Origin of the sequence: Paraburkholderia sp. WS6 (genome assembly GCF_030464835.1) — a bacterium.
In the GTDB taxonomy this organism is placed as follows: domain Bacteria; phylum Pseudomonadota; class Gammaproteobacteria; order Burkholderiales; family Burkholderiaceae; genus Paraburkholderia; species Paraburkholderia madseniana.
The window spans coordinates 98,123-120,293 of the sequence record NZ_JALQCK010000017.1 but is presented as its reverse complement, the minus strand read 5'-3'; the positions used below and the strand labels follow the sequence as shown (position 1 = coordinate 120,293).

At 61.7% G+C, this 22,171-nt stretch carries 21 protein-coding genes; 15 read left to right on the top strand and 6 right to left on the bottom strand.

The window, feature by feature from the left end; genetic code table 11:
• The first annotated feature begins 122 nt into the window (after positions 1-122).
• The 4 genes from M0D64_RS21190 to M0D64_RS21175 all read left to right on the top strand — a co-directional run bounded on the left by M0D64_RS21190 (position 123) and on the right by M0D64_RS21175 (position 3,662).
• Positions 123-911: an SDR family NAD(P)-dependent oxidoreductase gene (locus M0D64_RS21190; RefSeq protein ID WP_233464725.1), complete on the top strand. Its 789-nt coding sequence runs from the start codon at positions 123-125 to the stop codon at positions 909-911.
• 586 nt (positions 912-1,497) lie between these two features.
• The gene (locus tag M0D64_RS21185) at positions 1,498-1,803 is read left to right on the top strand and encodes a hypothetical protein (RefSeq protein WP_154558328.1); all 306 of its coding nucleotides are present in this window, start codon (positions 1,498-1,500) and stop codon (positions 1,801-1,803) included.
• A 419-nt stretch (positions 1,804-2,222) separates the two neighbouring features.
• Positions 2,223-3,224 carry a nitronate monooxygenase family protein gene (locus tag M0D64_RS21180; protein WP_266259090.1) on the top strand — a complete coding sequence of 334 codons (1,002 nt, stop codon included), beginning with the start codon at positions 2,223-2,225 and terminating at the stop codon, positions 3,222-3,224.
• Positions 3,225-3,662, top strand: a complete 438-nt coding sequence (locus M0D64_RS21175) for a carboxymuconolactone decarboxylase family protein (RefSeq protein WP_233464726.1) — start codon at positions 3,225-3,227, stop codon at positions 3,660-3,662.
• A gap of 82 nt (positions 3,663-3,744) precedes the next feature.
• On the opposite strand, the gene bktB is transcribed toward M0D64_RS21175, so the two are convergent.
• Entirely contained in the window at positions 3,745-4,926 is a 1,182-nt protein-coding gene (gene bktB, locus M0D64_RS21170) for a beta-ketothiolase BktB (protein WP_266259089.1), read from the bottom strand.
• A 357-nt stretch (positions 4,927-5,283) separates the two neighbouring features.
• Between bktB and M0D64_RS21165 the strand changes: the two genes are divergently transcribed.
• The 3 genes from M0D64_RS21165 (at position 5,284) to M0D64_RS21155 (ending at position 9,681) form a co-directional block, all read left to right on the top strand.
• The gene (locus M0D64_RS21165) at positions 5,284-7,212 is read left to right on the top strand and encodes an AMP-binding protein (RefSeq protein WP_266259088.1); all 1,929 of its coding nucleotides are present in this window, start codon (positions 5,284-5,286) and stop codon (positions 7,210-7,212) included.
• Between the two features lie 11 nt (positions 7,213-7,223).
• Positions 7,224-8,435, top strand: a complete 1,212-nt coding sequence (locus tag M0D64_RS21160) for an acyl-CoA dehydrogenase family protein (RefSeq protein WP_154558332.1) — start codon at positions 7,224-7,226, stop codon at positions 8,433-8,435.
• 85 nt (positions 8,436-8,520) lie between these two features.
• Positions 8,521-9,681 (top strand): acyl-CoA dehydrogenase family protein, encoded by a 1,161-nt coding sequence (locus tag M0D64_RS21155; protein ID WP_266259087.1) that lies wholly within the window; start codon positions 8,521-8,523, stop codon positions 9,679-9,681.
• Positions 9,682-9,698: 17 nt separating this feature from the next.
• On the opposite strand, the gene M0D64_RS21150 is transcribed toward M0D64_RS21155, so the two are convergent.
• The 5 genes from M0D64_RS21150 to M0D64_RS21130 are packed head-to-tail and all read right to left on the bottom strand — an operon-like array spanning position 9,699 to position 14,274.
• Entirely contained in the window at positions 9,699-10,475 is a 777-nt protein-coding gene (locus M0D64_RS21150) for an enoyl-CoA hydratase-related protein (protein ID WP_154558334.1), read from the bottom strand.
• A gap of 42 nt (positions 10,476-10,517) precedes the next feature.
• Positions 10,518-11,282 (bottom strand): SDR family oxidoreductase, encoded by a 765-nt coding sequence (locus M0D64_RS21145; RefSeq protein WP_154558335.1) that lies wholly within the window; start codon positions 11,280-11,282, stop codon positions 10,518-10,520.
• A gap of 43 nt (positions 11,283-11,325) precedes the next feature.
• Positions 11,326-12,579 carry a CaiB/BaiF CoA-transferase family protein gene (locus M0D64_RS21140; RefSeq protein ID WP_154558336.1) on the bottom strand — a complete coding sequence of 418 codons (1,254 nt, stop codon included), beginning with the start codon at positions 12,577-12,579 and terminating at the stop codon, positions 11,326-11,328.
• A gap of 2 nt (positions 12,580-12,581) precedes the next feature.
• A complete protein-coding gene (locus M0D64_RS21135) occupies positions 12,582-13,058 on the bottom strand; it encodes a MaoC/PaaZ C-terminal domain-containing protein (protein WP_154558337.1) in 477 nt (158 codons plus the stop codon).
• A gap of 52 nt (positions 13,059-13,110) precedes the next feature.
• A complete protein-coding gene (locus tag M0D64_RS21130; RefSeq protein WP_266259086.1) occupies positions 13,111-14,274 on the bottom strand; it encodes an acyl-CoA dehydrogenase family protein in 1,164 nt (387 codons plus the stop codon).
• A gap of 393 nt (positions 14,275-14,667) precedes the next feature.
• On the opposite strand from M0D64_RS21130, the gene M0D64_RS21125 reads away from it, so the two are divergent.
• The 8 genes from M0D64_RS21125 (at position 14,668) to M0D64_RS21090 (ending at position 22,155) form a co-directional block, all read left to right on the top strand.
• Positions 14,668-15,033, top strand: a complete 366-nt coding sequence (locus tag M0D64_RS21125; RefSeq protein WP_171926194.1) for a Zn-ribbon domain-containing OB-fold protein — start codon at positions 14,668-14,670, stop codon at positions 15,031-15,033.
• 59 nt (positions 15,034-15,092) lie between these two features.
• Positions 15,093-16,244 (top strand): thiolase, encoded by a 1,152-nt coding sequence (locus M0D64_RS21120; RefSeq protein ID WP_266259085.1) that lies wholly within the window; start codon positions 15,093-15,095, stop codon positions 16,242-16,244.
• Between the two features lie 84 nt (positions 16,245-16,328).
• The gene (locus M0D64_RS21115; RefSeq protein WP_266259084.1) at positions 16,329-17,129 is read left to right on the top strand and encodes an enoyl-CoA hydratase/isomerase family protein; all 801 of its coding nucleotides are present in this window, start codon (positions 16,329-16,331) and stop codon (positions 17,127-17,129) included.
• A 12-nt stretch (positions 17,130-17,141) separates the two neighbouring features.
• Positions 17,142-17,948, top strand: coding sequence for an enoyl-CoA hydratase/isomerase family protein (locus M0D64_RS21110; RefSeq protein WP_266259083.1), 807 nt, complete (start codon positions 17,142-17,144; stop codon positions 17,946-17,948).
• A gap of 17 nt (positions 17,949-17,965) precedes the next feature.
• On the top strand, positions 17,966-18,808 hold the full coding sequence (locus M0D64_RS21105) for an enoyl-CoA hydratase/isomerase family protein (protein ID WP_233464727.1): 843 nt from the start codon (positions 17,966-17,968) through the stop codon (positions 18,806-18,808).
• A 76-nt stretch (positions 18,809-18,884) separates the two neighbouring features.
• Positions 18,885-19,739: an SDR family oxidoreductase gene (locus tag M0D64_RS21100; protein WP_266259082.1), complete on the top strand. Its 855-nt coding sequence runs from the start codon at positions 18,885-18,887 to the stop codon at positions 19,737-19,739.
• A gap of 2 nt (positions 19,740-19,741) precedes the next feature.
• Positions 19,742-20,884 carry a CaiB/BaiF CoA-transferase family protein gene (locus M0D64_RS21095; protein WP_266259081.1) on the top strand — a complete coding sequence of 381 codons (1,143 nt, stop codon included), beginning with the start codon at positions 19,742-19,744 and terminating at the stop codon, positions 20,882-20,884.
• A gap of 71 nt (positions 20,885-20,955) precedes the next feature.
• A complete protein-coding gene (locus M0D64_RS21090) occupies positions 20,956-22,155 on the top strand; it encodes an acyl-CoA dehydrogenase family protein (RefSeq protein WP_266259080.1) in 1,200 nt (399 codons plus the stop codon).
• The last annotated feature ends 16 nt before the right edge of the window (positions 22,156-22,171 follow it).

Here is a 22,171-nt window from a genome sequence, read left to right as displayed (position 1 = left end):
GGCATCGTGTACTGCGCACGCCCCCGGGACTTCCTCTGTCTTGACAACACCCCCAGCACTGTTTACTTTTGTGAATGACGTTCACAAAACAAGTGCTCGCGTGGCGAGTAATCGGAGGAGCAGTGAGTTCATTGAAAGTGGAGAGCCTGTTTAACCTCGGCGGCCGGGTTGCTCTCGTGACCGGTGCAGGTTCCGGTATCGGGCGGGAAACGGCGCTATTGCTGGCATCGGCCGGTGCGATCGTTGTCGCGGCCGATCTGAACGAGGAGGGGGCTCAGCAAACAGTCGCACAGATTGAAACGGCGGCGGGCAAATCGATCGCGGTGAAAGTCGATATTGGCGACGAAGCCTCGATCATTGCGATGTTCGAGGCCGTGCACGCCAGACTTGGCCGGCTTGATGTGCTGGTGAATAACGCGGGAATCTATCCGAAGACGAGCTTCGTCGATACGTCGGCGGAGAAATGGGACCGCGTGTTGCGCGTCAATCTGCGTGGAACGTTCCTGTGTATGCGTGAGGCAGTCAAGCGGATGCAGGCCGCCGGAACGGGTGGGTCGATCATCAATATCTCGTCCGTGGCATCCCTGCAACCGGTGATTTTCGACAATGGCGATTACGGCGCGTCAAAGGCCGGCGTGAACAATCTGACGAAAGTCGCTGCCCTCGAATTCGCCGCGGACCGTATTCGCGTCAACGCCGTGCTTCCAGGCGGCGTCGCTACCGAAGGCGCCGCTGCATCGACGAAAGTTCATCAGGCACATGGGCCGATCACGCAGCCGGGGCGCATGCCTTTGGGGCGCATGGGCGTTGCCGCTGATATCGCAAGTGCTGTGCTGTTCTTCGCGTCGCCCGCCGCCGATTATGTGACTGGGCAGTTGCTTGCCATCGACGGAGGCTTCCAGATTTCCTGAGGATGCCGATGTAGCGGGTGACTCGCGCTCGCCCCAGATCGGGTGGCGTTAATCGTGTTGTAAGCAGCGAGTGAAGCCTGTACATGATGTCTGTTTGTCCCCGGTGCCGACAGTACGGCATCGGGGATTTTTTATGTGCGGTCGCGGAATAAACGGCGCTCTGTCGATCTGACCGTGATGCAGCCAATGAGCCGTCGTCCGCACGGCGACGTCATGAAAACTAGTGAAAACACCGATCCAAATAATTGAACGGATAGTTGCATAACGGAACGCGCTCGCCTACGATGAACGTCAAGAGATGCCTCACGAGCATCCACCTGGCATCGCCTGATTGGAGACAAACGATGTATCTCCTGTATTCCGATTTGTGCGGCGTTCTCGCTGACTACTCGCTCAGTTCTGGAGCCCCGCCCGTCGACGCCGGGTTGTCGTGCGAAGACGTTGGCGAACCGGATTCCACCGCTCCGCCCAGCGCGCCGTCGCGCTTGACCTCGTTGCTTCGCAAAGTCAACTTGCTTCGCTCAGAAAGCACGCCGCGCAATGGCGCCGCGATGACCCCAACTGATATGTTTGAGGGAAACCGCTCATGACCCGTCTGACTCAAAAACTCTCCCGCGACGAGCGGCGCGTGATGTTTCCGCTTCTGCTGCTGTCGGTCGTTGTCGCAGCCGTCTATCTGGTGCTGCGTGACTGGCGGATGGAGGAACTCGGTCGTTCCGCGATCTTCGACATCGTCATGATTTTTGTTGTGCTCGGCGGTGCATCGTTCTTCGGCGTGGTGAGTTGCCTTGCGCGCCGTGGGCAGCGTGCCGAAGACGGGCAAAGCGAGGGCTATTGCTTTCTGGGTGCACTGCTCGGCGCAATCGTATTTTTCGTCGCGCTTCTCAATTAAGCAGTGTTGAACGATGCCGGTCGGTTGGGTCGGCATCTGCATTCAGGTGTTGAGTATTGGCGTGCTCGCGCCAGCTTCGAGATCCCCACCACCTCTTGCCTCTGCCTGTGATGACCGAACGACGGCTGCCTTGTCGCCGATATTGTCTCGCGGATTCACTACGTCTCCCCGAATTCGTGTTTCACCATGCGTTGCCCGGCTCGAATCGGGCTCCAAAGAGCAAATGCCCAGTGGGGGGCGACATGCCGCCGCTCCCATCTCATGATGGTCTTGGTGGGATTTTGAAAAGTGTATATAATTGTACATTGTTCTAAAATAAGAACGGTGAGGGGCACTGAAGATACGCATCTTCAAGACAGTTGCGTCTGCACGATGGCAGTTGCAGCGCCAGAACTCCATTGCTTCACGGAAACCAGGGCATGAAAACACGCATTACGGAGCTATTGGGCATTCGCTATCCGATTGTGCAGGGCGGCATGATGTGGGTGGGACGCGCCGAGCTGGCATCGGCGGTATCAAACGCAGGTGCCCTCGGCACCATCACCGCATTGACGCAGTCGACACCCGAAGCGCTAAGCGTCGAGATTGATCGCGTGAGGTCGATGACCGCAATGCCGTTCGCCGTGAACCTGACTATTCTGCCAACGATAAAGCCGGTTCCGTACGACGACTATGTACAGGTTATCGTCGAGAGCGGGGTCAAGATCGTCGAGACGGCCGGACGTAATCCCGAACCGTATCTGCCTGCCTTCAAAGCCGCCGGTATCAAGGTGATTCACAAGTGCACGTCAGTGCGCCACGCATTGAAAGCGGAGGCGATCGGCTGCGACGCGGTCAGCATCGATGGTTTCGAATGTGCGGGTCATCCTGGCGAAGACGACGTGCCGAACCTCGTCTTATTGCCGGCAGCAGCAGCGCGGCTACACATTCCTATGCTCGCATCGGGCGGCATAGCGGATGCGCGCGGGATGGTTGCGGCACTCGCACTTGGCGCGGATGGCATCAATATGGGCACGCGCTTCATGGCAACGCGCGAGGCGCCGATTCACGATAACGTCAAACGTCAACTACTGCAGCATGATGAGCGGATGACCGCGTTGATTTTCCGGTCTCTCAACAACACCTCGCGTATTTTCCGTAATGCAGTGGCGGAGCAGGTGCTCGAGCTGGAGCGCCAGGACGGCACCACATTTGCCGACCTCAAGCCGCTCGTAAGCGGCGAGCGCGGAAAACGCATTTACGAAACGGGCGACACCGACGACGGAACGTTTCCGGCAGGACTCGCCATTGGCCTGATTCACGATATCCCGACTTGCGAAGAACTGGTGACTCGCATGATTGTGGAGGCACGCGAACTGATTCACCGACGTCTTGCCACCATGATGGGCAAGACTGATAGCGAAGCGGCGTGCGCAGCCTGAATGCAGATTGAGCTACAACAGTCGATGACGAACAAGGAGTGGACCGTGTCAGAAAGTCGTGAAAAAGGACGTCAGGTAGTGCGGGAAATGTTGGGTGAGGAGTTTCTGGGCGCGATGGATGCCGCCGCGGCATCCGGCGGGTTCTGTGCCGATGCGGCGTCGCTTGCCCTCGAAAATGCGTTCGGTGATGCGTGGTCGCGTCCGGGCCTCGATCGCCGCTCCAGAAGCCTTGTCACGCTGGGCATGCTGATCGCGCTACGTACGCCCTGGGAGTTCAGCAATCATGTCCGTATCGGGCTTGCGAACGGGTTGACAGAGAAGGAATTGGAGGAAGTCGTCCTGCATGCGATTCCGTATGTAGGCTTTCCTGCGGTGAGTGTCGCGCTTAAGGCTTGCAAGGAAGTACTGGGCGACCGGGTCGCAACCATTCAGGAGTAATGGGCCAGTGTAGGCGCCGCCTGTTCGGCGGCGTATCACATCACGTCCTTCGATGGTTTCTCTGCCGGCGCCCCTATTGCATTTAAATGCGTTCGAAGATGGCCGCGATACCCTGGCCACCGCCGATACACATTGTCACGAGCGCATAGCGGCCGTCAATTCGCTTCAGTTCATGGAGTGCTTTTACTGTGATCATCGCACCTGTCGCGCCGATCGGGTGTCCCAACGAAATGCCGGAGCCGTTCGGATTGACCTTTGCCGGGTCGAGTTGCAGTTCTTTTGCCACGGCGCAGGCTTGTGCCGCGAACGCTTCGTTGGCTTCGATGACGTCGAGGTCCGCTACGGTCAGTCCGGCGCGTTGAAGGACTTTTTGAGTCGCCGGCACAGGACCGATGCCCATGTATCGAGGATCGACACCTGCGTGAGCGTAGGCCACCAATCTGGCGAGTGGGCGGATCCCGCGTGCCTCAGCCGTGCTTCTCTCCATCAGCAGCACGGCGGCAGCGCCGTCGTTCAGACCAGACGCGTTGCCGGCCGTCACGGTGCCGTCTTTCTGAAATGCCGGGCGCAGTTTCGCCAGCTCATCCACCGTAGTGGTGGGGCGAACATGCTCGTCGAGTTCGAACATCGTCGCGCCCTTTTTTGTGTGTACCGCGACGGGAACAATCTGCTCCGCGAAATACCCCGCTTCGACGGCATGTCCGGCTCGACGGTGCGATTCCACGGCCAGTGCGTCCTGAGCGTCACGAGTGACACCGTATTTCGCTGCAATGTTCTCCGCGGTTACGCCCATGTGGCACGCGCTAAACGGATCGGTCAGCGCGCCGACCATCATGTCGATCAGGCGGATGTCGCCCATGCGCGCGCCCCATCGCGCGCCGGTCGCGAGGTAGGCCGCGCGCGTCATGTTTTCCGCTCCGCCGCCGATTGCGATATCGGTGTCACCGAGCCAGATCGCCTGCGCGGCTGAAATGATGGCCTGCAGACCCGAGCCGCACAGGCGGTTTACCGTCAATGCCGGCGTTTCGACGCCGATTCCACCTTCGAGTGCCGCTACGCGCGCGAGGTACATATCTTTCGGCTCGGTATGAATCACATTGCCGAACACGACGTGCCCAACCGCGTCGCCTTCGACGCACGCGCGAGCGAGCACTTCGCGGACGACGGTCGCGCCCAGTTGAGTCGGCGCCACGGAGGCGAGCGCGCCTCCGAAATCGCCGATCGCAGTACGAACACTGCTTGCAATTACGACTTCCCTTTCCATTTTGCTCTCCAGCACATCAGGATGATGACATCCCCGAATCGTTTATAAATATGAACGACGTTCATAAAATAGCTCAAATTTGACGAGATGTCCAGGGTCGGTTTGTGTCTGAGCTTAAGAAGCTTGCGAGACTGGGCTGAGCAGACTCATCAATCGGGCGGGCACGCTAAGCCGTGTTCCGGCAGCGCCCTATATCGGGCGAGTCTGGATGGACGCACACGCAATTTAGCGATATTCTTGTTCTTAAATTTGACCAATGTTCATATATAGGTTCGCGCAGCAGGCTGTGACGGAATTGGAGAAGGCCTCAAATGAGTAGTCACGCGAGCATGGCGAACTAACGACAGGACGATGGAGATGAATGCAGGTCCGCTTTCACATGACCCTTTAATGGATGTGCCGTATCGCCCCATTCGCCTGGGCGGTACGAAGGCGACTGTCGAATACCGTTCTGACGGGAGCGTGGTCTATGAACTGGAGGAGGCGCTGGAGCCCTATCCGGCGCGCTTGACTGAGCGGCTGGTGCATTGGGCCAGTGTCGCGCCCGAGCGGCCACTGCTTGCACGGCGCTCAGCCGATGGCGCCGGCTGGGAGCATCTGACCTACCGCAAGGCGCTCGACGGCGCACGTTCGCTCGGCGAGGCTCTGCTCGCACGAGGCCTGTCGCCCAGCAAGCCGCTGATGATCCTTTCGGACCGCAGTTTCGAACATGCGCTGCTTGCACTCGCGGCGCTCCATGTCGGTGTGCCCTATGTGCCGGTTACGTCAGCGTATTCACTGCTGTCCGAGGACTTCTCCAAGCTCAAGCATCTCGCCGCGGTGTGCACACCAGGCCTGGTGTTTGCAGACGACGGGGCGCTCTACGGCCGGGCCCTGCGCGATGTGTTCGGCGAGGTCGAATGCCTCGTGAGCCGCACGCTTCCAGAAGGACGCGCGGCTTCGCTCTTTTCTGACTGGCTTGCGAGACCCGTTACCGCTGCCGTCGATGAGGCGTTTGAAAGCGTCGGTCCCGGTACGGTAGGCAAGATCATGTTCACGTCCGGTACGACCGGCGCGCCGAAGGGCGTGATTTATTCGCAACGAATGTTGTGCAGCAACCGGCAGCAGGTCGCCCAGACCTTCGCCTTTCTTCAGAGCGCGCCTCCTGTGCTGGTGGATTGGCTCCCCTGGCATCACACCTTCGGCGGCACGCATAACTTCGGCATGGTGCTCTACGGCGGCGGGACGTACTACATGGATCCCGGCAAGCCTACGCCGGAGCAGATCGGTCCGACCGTCGAGGTTTTGCGGGAAATCGCGCCGGTCATCTACCTCAATACGCCGCAAGGCCTGGCAGCGCTGATCCCGCATCTGCGTGCCGATGATGCACTGCGGCGCAACTTCTTCAGCAAGCTGGCGTTGATCTACTATGGCGGCGCCAGCTTGCCCGAATACATCTGGGCCGCATTCGACGAGCTTGCGGTCAGGACGATCGGTCAGCGCGTGCTGATCATGTCCGGCCTTGGCGGCACCGAAGCCGGCCCCACGCCGATGTCGGCGGCGTGGGATCCACGCCGGGAAGCGATTGCCGGGCTTCCCGTGCCCGGTGTCAAGGTCAAGGTGGTTCCGGTTGGGGCGAAGCTGGAGATACGCTATGCGGGCGATTGCGTAACGCCTGGTTACTGGAAGGATCCCGAACGGACCGCCGCGTCATTTGATGAAGAGGGTTATTTCTGTTCGGGAGACGCCGGCACGTTCATCGATCCGCAGCATCCGGAGAAGGGTTTGCGCTTCGATGGCCGGCTCGCGGAGAACTTCAAACTTTCCACCGGCACCTGGGTGAACGTGGCCGAACTGCGTCTGCTTGCGTTGAACCTTTTTTCCCCTTATGCGCGGGACGTTGTGATTGCCGGCCATGATCGCGACTTTCTCACTGCGCTCGTGTTCCCGGACCTGGAGGCGTGCAGGGCGTTGTGCGACGACCTGCACGAGCCTGCGCCGGACGCGCACCGGATCGTCCGCAGCACGGGGGTGCGTGCGCACTTTCAGCGCGGGCTCGACGCGTTGGCGACACAGCCCGGCGGTAGTTCGAGCCGAATTTTGCGGATCGCGCTCGAGAGCGAGCCGCCTACGCTCGATAACGGTGAATTGAGCGCAAAAGGCGCGATCAGTCAGGCCAACGTCCTCGCGCGACGCGGTGACGTAGTGGCCGAACTGTATGAGCCGGTGCCGACGCCCCGCACGCTGGTGGGTCGAAACGCCGGCTCCGCGAGCGCTGCAGGCGAGATCCGTCGAACCGAACCCTAGGAACCCACACGATGGATTTTCATGTCGAGCCCGCGGACAAAACCTTCCGCACCGAGGTGCAGGATTTTCTGCATACGCATTTACCTCGCGATCTCGCCTGGCGCGGCCAACAGGGCTTTCTCGCGGGCGACGACGATGCGTTGCGCTGGACTCGCATCCTGCACGAAACGCGAGGCTGGTCGGTGCCGCATTGGCCGGTGGAGGTGGGCGGCACGGGGTGGAGCGCGGCGCAGCGTTATATCTTCGAGGAAGAGTGTTATCTGGCCGGCGCGCCCGCGCAGAATCAGGCCGGCGTGTCGTTGGTCGGGCCGGTGATCTGCGAATTCGGGAATGCAGAGCAGAAGCAACGTTTCCTGCCGCCGATCCAGCGTGGCGAGGTCTTCTGGACCCAGGGCTTTTCCGAGCCCGGATCGGGTTCGGACCTTGCATCGTTGCGCACGACAGCCGTTCGTGATGGCGATCACTACGTCGTCAACGGCCAGAAAATCTGGACCAGCTTCGGCAGCTATGGTCAGTGGAACTTCGTTCTGGTCCGCACCGATTCGCAAGCCAAACCGCAGAAGGGCATTTCCTTTCTGCTGCTCGACATGAGCTCACCTGGCGTGACGGTTCGGCCCATTGCAACGCTGGACGGTTGTAATCACCTCGCCGAAGTGTTTTACGACAACGTGCGCGTCCCGGTGGAGAATCTGATCGGTGAAGAAAACAAGGGCTGGGGTTATACGAAATTCCTGCTGTTCAACGAGCGCGCTTTCCTCGGCGCCGAAGCGCCGGCGCTGAAGCGCTATCTGCGCAAGATTCGTCACTATGCGATGCGTGAGCGTACGGGCGGCATTCCCTTGATCGAAGATCCGACGTTCGCAGTCAGGCTCGCGCAATACGAACTCGAAGTGCTTGCCATCGACATGGCGGTGCAGAAGATCCTGCATCAAGGGCTCGACGAGCGCAGCGGTGGCATGGCCATCGGTTCGATGCTCAAGGTGCGTGGTTCCGAGTTGCATCAGAAGCTGACCGAGATGCTGCTTGAGGTGATCGGCGATTACGGCGCGGTGTTCTACGCCGATCCGAACGAAGAGCACGCGCTGCGGGAGCAAAGCTTCGTGGGACCGGACTACGCGCCAGGTCTTGCCGCCGAGGTGTTTTACCGGCGCGCCTGCACGATCTACGGCGGTACGGCCGAAATCCAGCGGAACATTATTGCCAAGGCGCTGTTCGGCCTGTGACGGTTGAGTGGACGCCATAACGTAAGGCACTTCACTTCATACGACATCACTGCTCCGGCCTCTGGCGAGCAGGAAAGGACGCAGCATGAACTTTGATCTGAGCGACGAACAGCAGATGTTGCAGGACAGCGCCCAGCGCTTCGTGCAGAAAGACTACACCTTCGAACACCGCCGCAAGCTGGCGGCTCATGGCGGCGGCTTTTCGCGCGACATGTGGCGCGCGTTCGGCGAGATGGGCTGGCTCGGTGTCGCCGTACCCGAAGCATTCGGCGGCCTGGGCTTTACGCCGGTGGAGAGCGCGCTCATCGCGGAGCAGTTTGGGCGAGGGCTGGTACTGGAACCTTACGTGATGTGTGGTGTGTTCCCAGCGGCGCTCGTTACCCGTTGCGCGAGCGGCAAACAGCGCGACGAGTTGCTGGCAGAGATCATCTCGGGCGAAACGCTGATTGCCGTTGCACACAGTGAGCGGGAAGCGCGAGGCGTCGTGTCGCACGTGTCGATGACAGCAAAGCAGGCTCAGGACGGCGCATGGAGACTGGACGGCCACAAGACGCTGGTGGTCGGTGCTACGATGGCTGATCGTCTGATCGTCGTTGCGCGGGTGGCCGGGGGAGTGCGCGATGCGGCCGGGCTAGGGCTGTTCGTCGTCGATCCTCATGCGGCCGGCGTGACACTTGAGCCGTACCGCCTGCTTGACGGCACACCTGCCGCCGACCTGGTCCTCGCCAGCGTGACCGTCGAGGCGAAAGCGGTGATCGGCACACCCGGCGAGGCGCTGAAGGGCTTGCTGGCCGCGGTGGACGAGGCGATTGTCGCGAGTTGCGCGGAGCTGGTCGGCGACATCGACGACACGGTTGAACTCACAGCCGAATATCTGAAGACACGTAAGCAGTTTGGCGTGCCGATCGGCAGCTTTCAGGCGCTGCAGCACCGGATTGCCGACATGGCGATCGATGCCATGCAGGCGAGGGCAACGCTGCATCGGGCACTCAAAGCGCTGAGCGACGATAACGGCACGCGCAGCGTGGAGGTGTCGGGTTGCAAGGCGCAAACCATCAGGAGCGGGAAATTCGTCACGCAGCAAGGTATTCAGCTGCACGGCGGTTACGGCATTACCGACGAGTACAAGGTCGGCCATCACTACCGGCGCACGCTGATCGTCGACGCATTGTTCGGCAACATGGAGTATCACCTGAATCGCTACGCGCGCCAGATTCAGGCTGACGCCCGCGCTCTGGCTGCGTAACGTACGTCGCGCAATCGTCACTTCACATACTTGCGAAACTCCGGTTTGCGTTTCTCACGGAACGCGTTGCCGCCTTCCTTCGATTCGTCGGTGTCGTAGTAGAGCGCCAGCGCCTGCATCGCGAACGCGCCGATGCCGCGGATATTTTCGCTATCGATGTTGAACGAACGCTTGGCAAGTGCGATGGCGGTCGGGCTCATCTGCAGAATCTCGTCACACCATTTTTTCGTTTCGGCATCTAGCTGGTCCGGCGGCACCGCGGCGTTGATCAAACCCCATTCGAGCGCTTCTTTCGCGCTGTACTTGCGGCACAGATACCAGATCTCGCGGGCCCGCTTTTCGCCGATGATCCGCGCCAGGTATGCTGTACCGAAACCGGGATCGACGGATCCCACCTTGGGGCCGACCTGACCGAAAATCGCGGTTTCCGATGCGATGGCGAGGTCGCAGATCGTGACGAGCACGTTGCCGCCACCGATCGCATAGCCGTTCACGCGTGCGATGACCGGCTTGGGAATGTCGCGAATGATGCTTTGCAGTTCTTCGATGGGCAGCCCAACCGTGCCGCGCCCACCATACCCGTCGCCGGACTGGTCGCCGCCGGTGCAGAATGCCTTTTCGCCGGCGCCGGTCAGGACCACAACGCCAATCTCCTTGTTCCATCCAGCCTTGCCGAATGCCTTGATCAGTTCTTCGCAGGTATTGGCGTTAAACGCGTTGTAGACCTTCGGGCGATTGATGGTGATCGTCGCGACGCCGTCGGCTTCGTGATAGAGAATGTCCTGAAATTCCATGTTCCTGTTCCGGTTGCGGGTTGAGTAAGCGGAGCGTGGCGTTCAGCCGGCCATCGTCAGTCCACCGGAGATGCTGATCACCTGGCCGGTGATGAACGCGGCATCGTCGCTGGCGAGGAATGCGACTGTCCCGGCGATATCGCCGGGCTCGCCCATGCGGCCGAATGGCACCGCCTTGACCAGCGCCGCCTTGATGCGGTCGCCTTTCTCGCCCTGCGCGAGGTTGTCGAGCAGCGCGGTGGCGGTGGGGCCGGGACACACGACGTTGATGGGAATCTGCTGCCGCGCCATTTCACGCGCCATGGTCTTCGAAAAGGCGATGATGCCGCCCTTGCAGAACGAATAGACCGCTTCCATCGACGACCCGACGCGCCCGGCATCGGATGAAATATTCACGACCTTGCCGCGGCCGCGCTCGGCCATCCGCTTGAGCACGGCGTGGTGCATATTCAGCGGGCCGTACAGGTTGATGGCGACCACCTTGTCCCAGAACGGCTTCTCGGTCTGGAGGAAAAAGGCGCCCATGTCCCAGCCCGCGTTATTCACGAGCATTTCGATCGGACCGAGTTCTTCCTCGACTTGGGCGACCGCCGCATTCACGCCAGCGTGATCGGTGATGTCGACGCGGTACGCGCGAGCCTTGCCGCCGGCGGCTTCGATTTCAGCCACGACACGATCCGCGTTTTCGATATTCAGGTCGAACAGCGCGACGATGGCGCTTTCTTCACCGAAGCGTTTGCAGATGGCAGTGCCGATACCGCCCGCGCCACCCGTGACGACCACGACCTTGTTCTTGAGACCTTTCATTTTCGGATTCCTCGCATGATTTAGCGGAGCGCTTCGGCGCCCGTCAAGCCTTGGTGATAGTTTCAGGCGCATCCGTCGTATCGACCAGCGTGCGGCCACTCAGGCTGGCCGCCTCGCTAGCGGTGTAGCCGGCCTCGAGGAGGACTTCAATGCTGTGCTCGCCCAGGTTCGGCGGCAGGTAGCGGACATTGCCCGGCGACTCGGAGAAGTGCACAGGGATCGAGGTCATGACCATGTCGCCTTCGGTTGGGTGCTCGAAGTGCTGGAAGAACCCCGTCTCCTTGATGTAGTCGTCCTGCATCAGGTCGTTCAGCTCGCGTACCGGGCCGTGCGGCACATCGGCGGCTGCGAAGATGGCGTTCCACTCGGCTGTGGTGCGAGTCAGGATCGCGTCGCTGACTGCGCGGTACAACTCGTTGATGTTGCGCATGCGATCCGCCATATCGCAAAAGCGCGGGTCATTGAGCAGGTGCGCTGCATCAATCGCGCACAGTACGCGCCGCCATTGCTCGTTGTTGACCGCCAGCAGGCAGATGTGACCGTCCTTCGTCGCATAGGGGCGGCGGTGGGGCGAGAACATCCGCGTATAGCCGAGGCCCTTTCCGTCGGCCGAGCCGAGCGCGCCCTCCCACAAATGTTCGAACAGGTTGAACTGCAGCATCGTTTCGAACATCGGCACCTGTACGCACTGGCCGAGGCCGGTGCGTTCACGGTGATACAGCGCCATGCTCACCGACGAGGCGAGCACGTAGCCGCAGAACTTGTCGACGATCACGGTGGGAAAATAGCGCGGCGAGCCGTACGCATCGCGATTCATCGCGGCAATGCCGGTTTCGCCCTGGATGACGTCATCGAACGCGGGGCGGTCCTTGTAGGGGCCATCGGGGCGGTAGCCCGGGCCCGATGCGTAAATGATGCGCGGATTGCGTGCCTTGATGCTTTCGTAATCGATGCCCAGACGCTTCGCCGCGCTGGGCCGCATGCTGTGAACGAAGACATCCGCGGTCTCGGCGAGGCGCAGCACCGCTTCGCGACATTCGGCCAGCTTCAGGTTAAGCGATACGCTCCGCTTGTTGCGGTTCATGATCGTGTAGAACACCGCCATGTCCGGGTTGCGGCCAGGACCGTTCTTGCGGTTCTGGTCGCCTTCCGGCGGTTCGATCTTGATGACGTCCGCGCCCATGTCGCCGAGGAGCTGCGTGGCGACGGGCCCAAGCACATTGATGGTCAGGTCGATCACGCGCACACCGGTCAGCGGGCCGGTCGGAAGATCCAGGGGTTGCTGTGGGGTGTGCATGGTCAGGCCTCGTAGGTTTTACCCTTTACCAGCCGCAGCGGCGTATAGACCATGACTTCCGAGCCGTCCTGCTTGAATACCCGGTTGCGGGTGCGTACGAGTCCGAGCCCAGGTCGCCCATTGCTGGCTCGGCATTCGATCACTTCGCACTCGGCATGAATCGTGTCCCCAACGAAGGTCGGGCCCTTGATGTCGAGTTCCATGTTCAGGAATGCAAAGCCGACACCTTGCATCGTCGCCTGGGTCAGCAGTCCCTCGATGAACGTAAACACCAGTGCACCCGGTGCGACCCGGCCCTTGATCGCGGACGTCTCTTTCAGAAATTCGGTGTTGGTGAACAGCACTTCAAGCATGCCCGTTACCGAAACAAAGTTGACGACATCCGCTTCGGTCACCGTACGGCCGACGGTTTGGAATCTGCGGCCAACGGGCAGATCTTCCCAATGAATCCCCAGCCCAACTGTTTCGATTTCTGCCATTTGTCTGTCCTTCCTCTTGTTGTCGCGCGCCGTTAGGGGCAGGGCGTGTTGCTCAGTTTTTCCTGACCCGTCCGAGGACGCTGTCCGCGACGATGTTTCGCTGGATCTGGTTGGTCCCCTCAATGATCTGAACCACCTTGGCATCGCGGAAATAGCGGTTGATCGGGTATTCGTTCGAGATGCCGGCGGCGCCGAACAGTTGCACGGCGTCGGTGGCGACCTTCATGGCGACGTCGGAGGCGAACATCTTCGCCATCGCCGCCATCGGCGCCAGCTCGCGCCCGGCCACGCCGGCATCCACCATTGATGCGGTGCGGTAGACGAGGTGGCGCGCGGCTTCGGTCTGCGTGACCATGTCGGCCACCATCCAGCGCACACCCTGGAAGTTGCTGATGGTTTGCCCGAAGGCGACGCGTTCCTGAATGAAGCGCAGGGTGTGATCGATCGCACCCTGTGCAATGCCCACCGCGCGGGCCGCCACGATCGGCCGGCTGGTGTTGAGCGCTTCCATCGCCACCTTGAAACCTTGCCCGCCTTCAGGGCCGAGCCGGTTGTCGGCGCTGATAAACGCGTCGTCGAAGAACAGCGGGCAGGAGGGCACACCGCGCGCGCCCATCTTGTCTTCCTCGCGCCCGATCGTGAGACCGGGTGTCTTGCGATCGACGATGAACAGGTTGATGCCGAGCGGCTTGCCTTCTTCATCCAGCGTTTTCGCCGCCACCAGCATGAAGTCGGCGATGTGCGAATTGGTGCACCAGATCTTCGAGCCGTTCAGCACATAGCCGTCTTTCTGGCGGCGTGCGGTGGTGCGGATGCCGGAGACGTCAGAACCGCTCTGCGATTCCGTGATGGAAAGCGCGCCCCGCAGTTCGCCCGACGCAAGCCCAGGCAGCAGGCGTGCCTTCTGCTCTTCGGTGCCGCCCTCCAGAATCGCGCCGAACGGGGTCCATTGCACGACGAGCAGATACCCCGTGTTGTAGCAAACCCGTCCGAATTCCTCGACGGCGATGCAGGCCGACATCACGCTGCCCGCGCCGCCGTAGGCCTCGGGAAAGGGCAGCGTGAAAAGACCCAGTTCCTTGAGCAACGCGTACATGTCGTCCGGATACTCCGCGGTGCGGTCGATTTCGTCCGCCCGCGGCGCCACCCGTTCCGTTGCGACGCGCCGTATCAGGTCACGAATCTGGATCTGGTCGTCTGTTAGTTGATAGGTCACGTTGTAAGTCTCTTGCGAATGGTGCGAGCCCCGATACGTAAACGGCGTTCTGAAACACGTATGAATGGAACGCACGATCGAGGTAAATCCGGTATCTCGTGTTCTTCGAAATACTGAACAATGTTCGATAACGTAAACGATGGCATGGTGCTCGTCAAGCGTGATGTCGAGCGGACAGGGGTTTGCCCGTAGTGCGGAACGGGCGTTGTTCCGATGTAGTGAGAGCCTTGTCGGGCGGCGCACCGAGGCCGTTCGGCGAGATTGACATGGTAGTCGCTGCGTGTTTAGAATGTGGAACGTTGTTCAGTTATTTGATTGATTCCGATCGAAAAAAGAAGTTACGGCTCGGTTTGGCATCAAGGCCCGTGGCGGAATGCATTGGAGGAGCGGGAAATGGAGTCTGTTTGTCCTGAAGTCGACTATCAGAAGTTTCTGGCCGAAGGCCGCTTGATGATCCAGTGCAGCCGCAGCAGTGGCCGGCACGTGTTTTATCCACGGGTAGCCGAGCCGGTCACCGGCGCACGCGATCTCGAATGGGTCGAAGCCTGTGGGCGGGGCACGGTTTACTCCACGACGGTAGTGAGGCAGAAGGCACCTACGCCGAGTTACAACGTCGCATTGATCGATCTCGACGAAGGGGTCCGGATGCTCAGCTGTGTCGAAGGGGTCGAACCGGACGCGGTGCGTATCGGCATGCCCGTTCAGGCGCGGATCGTATTCAGGAACGACGCGGCACTGCTCGTGTTCGAGCCTGCTTGAGGCCAGCCAACCGGCGGCGCGAGGGAATGCACGTGCTGCACCGACGAGAGACAGATCGCATGGAATTCAACTTACGTGGCCGCACCGCACTGGTGGCCGGCGCGACATACGGAATCGGCGAGGCGCCGGGAATGTCCTCGCTGGATCTCGCAGCGCGGGCATCGGTCGATGCGCTGGCGCAGATCGGCTTGTCGCCGGTCGATGTCGACGGCCTGTTCGTTTGCATGCCTGACGACATGTTGTCGGGCCTGACATTCGCCGAATACCTCGGCATCCACCCGAAGTTCACCGATAACAACCGCAGCGGCGGCTCGGCATTCGAGATCTATGCGCATACGGCGGCCATGGCGCTGGTGACGGGCCAGATCGATGTCGCATTGATCGCTTATGGCAGCAATCAGCGTAGCGGGGCGGGCAAACTGGTGCAGTCGTCGCGTCCGTCGCCGTGGGAGAGTCCATATAAGCCGATGAACCCGGTGTCGTCGTATGCGCTGGCCGCGGCCCGCCATATGCACCAGTACGGCACGACCCGCAGGGATCTCGCCGAAGTGGCGGTGGCGGCGCGTCGATGGGCCCAGCTCAATCCTGAAGCCTTCGTGCGTACACCTTTGTCTATCGACGACGTGCTGGGCGCACGCCTCGTATCCGATCCGCTGTCCGTGCGCGATTGTTGTCTCGTGACCGACGGCGCCGCCGCGATCGTGATGGTGCGTGCCGAACGGGCGCGTGACCTGACCGACAAGCCGGTCTATCTGCTCGGCGCGGCGTCGGCCACGTCGCATCGCGAGATCGCGAGCATGCCCGACCTGACCGTGACCGCGGCGAGGGAATCCGGGCGACGCGCGTATGAGATGGCCGGCGTCAGCGCCGGCGATATCGATGTCGCGATGCTGTATGACGCGTTCACCATCAACACCATTCTGTTTCTCGAAGATCTTGGCTTTTGTCCGAAGGGCGAAGGCGGCCGATTCGTTGCCGACGGTGCGATCGCGCCTGGTGGGCGGCTGGCGGTCAATACGAACGGTGGTGGCTTGTCGTGCGTGCATCCCGGCATGTACGGTTTGTTTCTCATGGAAGAAGCGATGCGCCAGTTGACGGGGCGTGCCGGCGAGCGCCAGGTGCCCGGCGCGCGGCTTGCTGTCGCGCACGGCAATGGCGGCGTATTGTCGAGTCAGGCTACCGTGATTCTCGGTACTGAAGAAACGCTTTGACAGGCGCCATCCGGGCGGCGCTGTGCCCCCTGAAGGGGCGTAGCGCACCGGCCCGGCGCTGCCGGATCGAAAGGAGACAGACAGATGAGCGAACAGACCACCGAAGACGCGACACAGATCGTGCAGGTCCGGCATGACGGGACGATCGCAATCGTCACCCTGAACTATCCCGAACGGCGCAACGCGTTTTCACTGAAGATGCGTGAGACGCTGTATGAGCGTCTGCATCACCTGATGCACCACGAGGACGGTTGCCGGGCGATCGTGCTGACGGGCGCCGGCAATACGTTTTGCGCGGGCGGCGACATCTCGGAGATGAAGCCGCGCAAAGTGCTCGAATACCGCGAGCGCAACCAGTTGCCGCTCGCAATCTTCGAGCTGATGGTGTCGGGGCCGAAGGCCATCGTCGCTGCCGTCGAGGGTTTTGCGTTTGGCGCAGGCCTTTCGCTCGCCGCTGCGTGCGACATGGTGGTCAGCTCATCGGCGGCACGTTATGCGAGCGCGTTCGTCAAGGTCGGCTTGATGCCGGATACGGGGCTTTACTGGTCCCTCGCGCAACGTGTCGGCGGTGGACGGGCGCGTGAGCTGATGCTGAGCGCCCGCGAATTCGACGGTACGGAAGCCCTGCAGATCGGTTTTGCCAATCGGCTCGTCGAGCCAGGGCTGGCGCTTGCCGCCGCGCTGGAAATCGCCAAGCAGTACGCGGCGCTCCCGGCGGTGGCCACGGCGCATCTCAAAGCGGCGCTGGCAACTGGTATCCGCACGCTCGACCAGGCGATCGAAACCGAAGTCGATCTGCAGCCTATCCTGCGCCGCAGCCGTGAGCACCGGGAGGCCGTCAGTGCCTTCATGGAAAAGCGCAAACCGGTATTCGTGGCCGACTAGGGGAAGCACACCATGAACGAAAAGCATACGGATAGGAGCAACGCGCCCGCGTCGATCGAGGTGACCCGGGACGGGCTCGTGGCCATCGTCACGTTGAACAATCCCGGTCGCCGCAATGCGATGGGGCGGCAGATGCGGCAGTTGCTGCGCGACACGATGCATCGCCTGCTGACGGCCGATTCCGAATCGCGCGCCATCGTGCTCACCGGCGCGGGCGAGCACTTCTGCGCCGGCGCCGACATCTCCGAAATGACGCAGCGGTCCATTCTTCAGAGCCGCGAAATTCTGGCTGAATCGTGCGTCGTCGTGCGCGACATGCTGGCGGGCGCGAAGCCGGTTGTGGCCGCTGTCGAAGGTGTGGCGTTCGGCGCGGGGTTGTCGCTGGCAGTGGCAACCGATTACGTGGTGGCAGCGTCGAATGCGCGCTTCTGCGCGGCGTTTCTGCGGGTCGGGCTGATTCCCGACACCGGCATTCTGTGGACGCTTCCGGAAAAAATCGGCATGGCGCACGCGCGAGAAATGCTGTCGCTCGCGACGGAAATCGATGGCGTGAGGGCTGGTGAGATCGGTCTCGCGAACGAGGTCGTCGAACCGGGCGCCGCACGCGCCGCGGCGATCGAAGTGGCCCGCGGCCTCGCCGCTCATCCGCCGCTTGGCGTCGCGCTGCTCAAGGCGGCGCTGACCGACGGCGCCGCCACCATGGACGCGGCGTTGCGTGCCGAGATCGACTATCAGCCGCTATTGCGGCAGTCCAAAGATCATCAGGCTGCATGTCAGGCGTTTTTCGACAAGAGCACGCCGGTGTTTACCGGCCAATGAACATTGGAGAGTCTCCGATGAGTGTCGAGCGAAATGAAGCACCGATCGGCGTGGATGGCGTACCGGGCACGGACGAACTGAATGATCTCGTGCAGGTGCGCCACGAGGGCGACGTGGCGGTTGTCACGATGAACTATCCGCAACGCCGCAATGCTTTTTCGATGGCGATGCGCGTTGCGCTGATCGATGTGTTCCAGCGCCTTTTTCACGAGGACGCGGCCACGCGCGCGATCGTACTGACCGGCTCAGAGGGTCATTTCTGCGCGGGCGGCGACCTGTCCGAAATGCAGGCTGCCACGCCAACGCTGCTTGAACTACGCGAGCGCATTGCCGTCGGCGTGCGTCTGTTCCGCTTGATCTACACCGGTACCAAGCCGGTTGTCGCGGCGGTCGAGGGCACGTGCTTCGGCGCCGGTCTATCACTGGCTGCCGCGTGCGATCTCGCGGTAAGCAGCAGTGCGGCGAAATACTGCTGTGCGTTCACCAAGGTGGGCTTGCTGCCCGACACCGGCCTCTTGTGGACGCTGCCGCAGAAGGTCGGCGGCGGCAAGGCGCGCGAATTGATGTTGAAAGCGGACGTGTTCGACGCGGCCACGGCGCAGCGCATCGGCCTTGTCAATCAGACCACGGAACCGGGCGGCGCGCTCGATGCGGCGATCCGGCAGGCTGCGCGCTTTGCGAGCTATCCGCCCGTTACGCTGGCGCTGCTCAAGGCGAGCCTGGTCAACGCAGGGAATTCGATTGAAGACGCGTGGCGGCTGGAAGTCGATCTGAATCCATTGACACGGCAAACCAGCGACCACACTGAAGCCGTGGCGGCATTCATGGAGAAACGCAAACCCGTGTTTACCGGCACCTGAGCGTCACGGCGCTTGTGCCGCTTCGTCTTGTCGCGCGTTGTTTTCTGACCCTGGATTTTACGGACGTACACCGACCATGTTCACACCCGATCTACTCAGGAACAAAAAGATTCTGATCACCGGCGGCGGCACGGGCCTTGGCAAAAGCATTGGCCGGCGCTATCTGGAACTCGGCGCCGAGCTGGTGATTTGCGGGCGCCGCAAGGAAGTGCTCGACGCCACCGCCGACGAATTTCGCGCCGCGATTAGCGGTGCGCGCGTCACCACGATCACCGCCGACGTGCGCAACGCCGAGTCGGTCGAGGCGATGATGGACGCGATCTGGAGCGCCGGCCCGCTCGACCTGCTGCTCAACAACGCCGCGGCCAACTTCATCGCGCGGACCGAAACGCTGTCGGCGCGCGCGGTCGATGCGGTGCTCGGCATCGTGCTGCACGGCAGCTTCTACTGCACGATCGCCGCGGGGAAACGCTGGATCGCGGCCGGACGCAAAGGCAACGTGATCAGCACGGTCTCTACACCCACCATGACCGGTTCGGCGTTCACGGCACCGTCAGCGGCGGCCAAGGCCGGCGTGCTCGCCATGACGCGCAGTCTCGCGGTCGAATGGGGGCCAAAGGGGATTCGTCTGAACGCCGTGGCGCCGGGTCTCTTTCCAACTGAAGGCGCGTGGGAACAACTCTATCCGCCCGGCTCGCAGGTCGAGCCGCAGGATCGCAGCGTGCCGTTGCGGCGCTTCGGCGAGCATGCCGAGCTTGCCGATCTGTACGCGTACCTGGCCTCGGATGGCTCCGGCTATATCACGGGCGACATGATCGTGATCGACGGCGGCCGCTGGATGCAGGGCGTAGGCGGTCCCACGTTCCGCGCGATGCAGGACTGGAGCGACGAACAGTGGGACGCCATGCGTGCCCAAGCGAGGAAAAGCTGAGCATGGGGCCGCTCGCTGGCGTCAAGATCGTCGAGCTGGCCGGCATCGGGCCAGGCCCGATGTGCGCAATGCTGCTTGCGGACCTCGGTGCGACGGTGTTGCGCATCGACCGGCGGCAACCGGTCAAGCTCGGCATCGAGCGTCCTGTGCGCTACAACCTGCTGCTGCGCAACCGCAAGACGATTGCGCTCGACCTGAAGGACCCGGCCGCGATCGATCTCGTGCTGACGCTGGTGGAAGGCGCCGACGCCTTGATCGAAGGCTTCCGCCCGGGCGTGACCGAGCGCCTGGGACTCGGTCCGCAAGCGTGTCTGGCGCGCAATTCGAAGCTGGTCTATGGACGCATGACGGGTTGGGGGCAGGAGGGGCCGCTTGCGCAGTATGCCGGTCACGATTTGAACTACATCGCGATCACGGGCGTGCTGAACGCTATCGGCCGATCCGGCCAGGCGCCCTCGATACCACTGAACCTGATCGGCGACTACGCGGGCGGCTCGCTGTATCTGGCGATGGGCCTGCTTGCCGCCATCCTGCACGCTCGCAATGGCGGCGCGGGCCAGGTGGTGGATGCGGCGATCGTCGACGGCACGGCGAATCTGGCCACGACCTTTTTCGGCATGCAGGCCGCGGGCATCTGGCGTGACCAGCGCGGCGCCAATATCACCGATTCGGGTTCGCATTTCTACGATGTCTACGAATGCGCCGACGGCAAGTGGATCACGGTGGGCCCGATCGAGGACAAGTTCTATCTGGAACTGCTGCGCTTGCTCGATATTTCTCCGGATACGCTTGGCGCCCAGCTCGACCAGAGTAACTGGCCGGCCGCGCGCGCCCTGTTCGCGCTCAAGTTCAGGACCCGCGACCGCGCGCAGTGGACCACCTTGCTGGAACATTCCGATGCGTGTTTCGCACCAGTGCTGTCGTGGAGCGAAGCGCCTGACCATCCGCATCTGAAAGCGCGCGGAACCTTTATCGAAGTTGACGGGATCGTGCAGCCCGCGCCCGCGCCGCGTTTTTCGGCCACCGTGCCCGCGACGCCGACGCCGCCCGAAGCACCTCATCCGGCAACGCTGGACGCCGCGCTGTCTGTCTGGCTCGACGCCCACAAAATCAATGACCTGAAAAAAGCGGGAACGTTGGCCTGAGAAGCCAATGAGCGGGACAAAAAGCATGGAGGGCCGCGCGCGTTGCGGCAGCGAATCGAGACGAGACACTCATGGATCTGCGATACACCGATGAAGAGCTGGCATTCCGCGATGAGGTGAGAGCCTTTTTCAAGGAAGCATTGCCGCAAGACATCCGCCGCAAGACAGCGCTGGGTCAGCGTTATGCCGCAGCTGACCTGCGCTGCTGGCAGCGCATTCTGTACGAGCGCGGCTGGGCGACCCCCGCGTGGGACAAGGCGTGGGGTGGAACGGGCTGGAGCGCGGTGCAGCAGTACATCTTCAAGGAAGAGCTGCATATGGCGCCGGCTCCCGAGCCGCTCTCGTTCAACGTGAACATGATCGGTCCGGTGCTGATGGCATTCGGCAGCGACGAGCAGAAGCGCGATTTCCTGCCGCGCATCGCGAGCCTCGAATACTGGTTCTGCCAGGGTTTTTCGGAACCGGGAGCGGGGTCGGACCTGGCGGCGTTGCGCACGCAAGCGGTTCGCGAGGGCGACCACTATGTGATCAACGGCCAGAAACTGTGGACCTCGACCGCTCATCACGCGGACTGGATGTTCTGCCTCGTGCGTACCGACGCGAGCGGCAAAAAACAGCAGGGCATTACCTACCTGCTGATCGATATGAAGACGCCCGGCTTGACGGTGCGCCCGATCATCACCATCGACGGCTTTCACGAAACCAATGAGGTGTTCTTCGACAACGTGCGCGTACCCGTGGCAAACCGGATCGGTGAAGAAAACAGGGGCTGGGATTATGCCAAGTATCTGCTCGGTAACGAGCGCAGCGGGATTGCGCGGGTAGGCGTGTCGAAGATGCGGATCCGGCACGCCAAAGATCTTGCTAAACGTGTGCCGAGTGGCGACGGTGTGCTGTGGGACAACCTGCAGTTTCGCGAGCGCGTCGCGGCGGTCGAAGTTGAACTGAAGGCGCTGGAAATCACCCAGATGCGGGTGATCGCCGAAAGTGCCGCGCGTGACAGTCACGTGCCGGATCCCAAGACGTCGATCCTGAAAATCAAGGGCTCCGAACTGCAGCAGCTCTCGGCTGAACTGCTCCTGGAAGTGGCCGGCCCCGACGCGCTGCCGCTCGACCTCGACTTTCTGCGCGGTTTAAGCGATCCGCTTCGCCAGCCCGACTGGGCGCTGACCATCGCGCCGAATCACTATTTTGCGCGTCACGTTTCGATTGTGGGCGGATCGAACGAGATTCAGAAGAACATCCTCGCCAAGTCCGTTCTCGGACTGTGAGCGCCAATCGAACGAG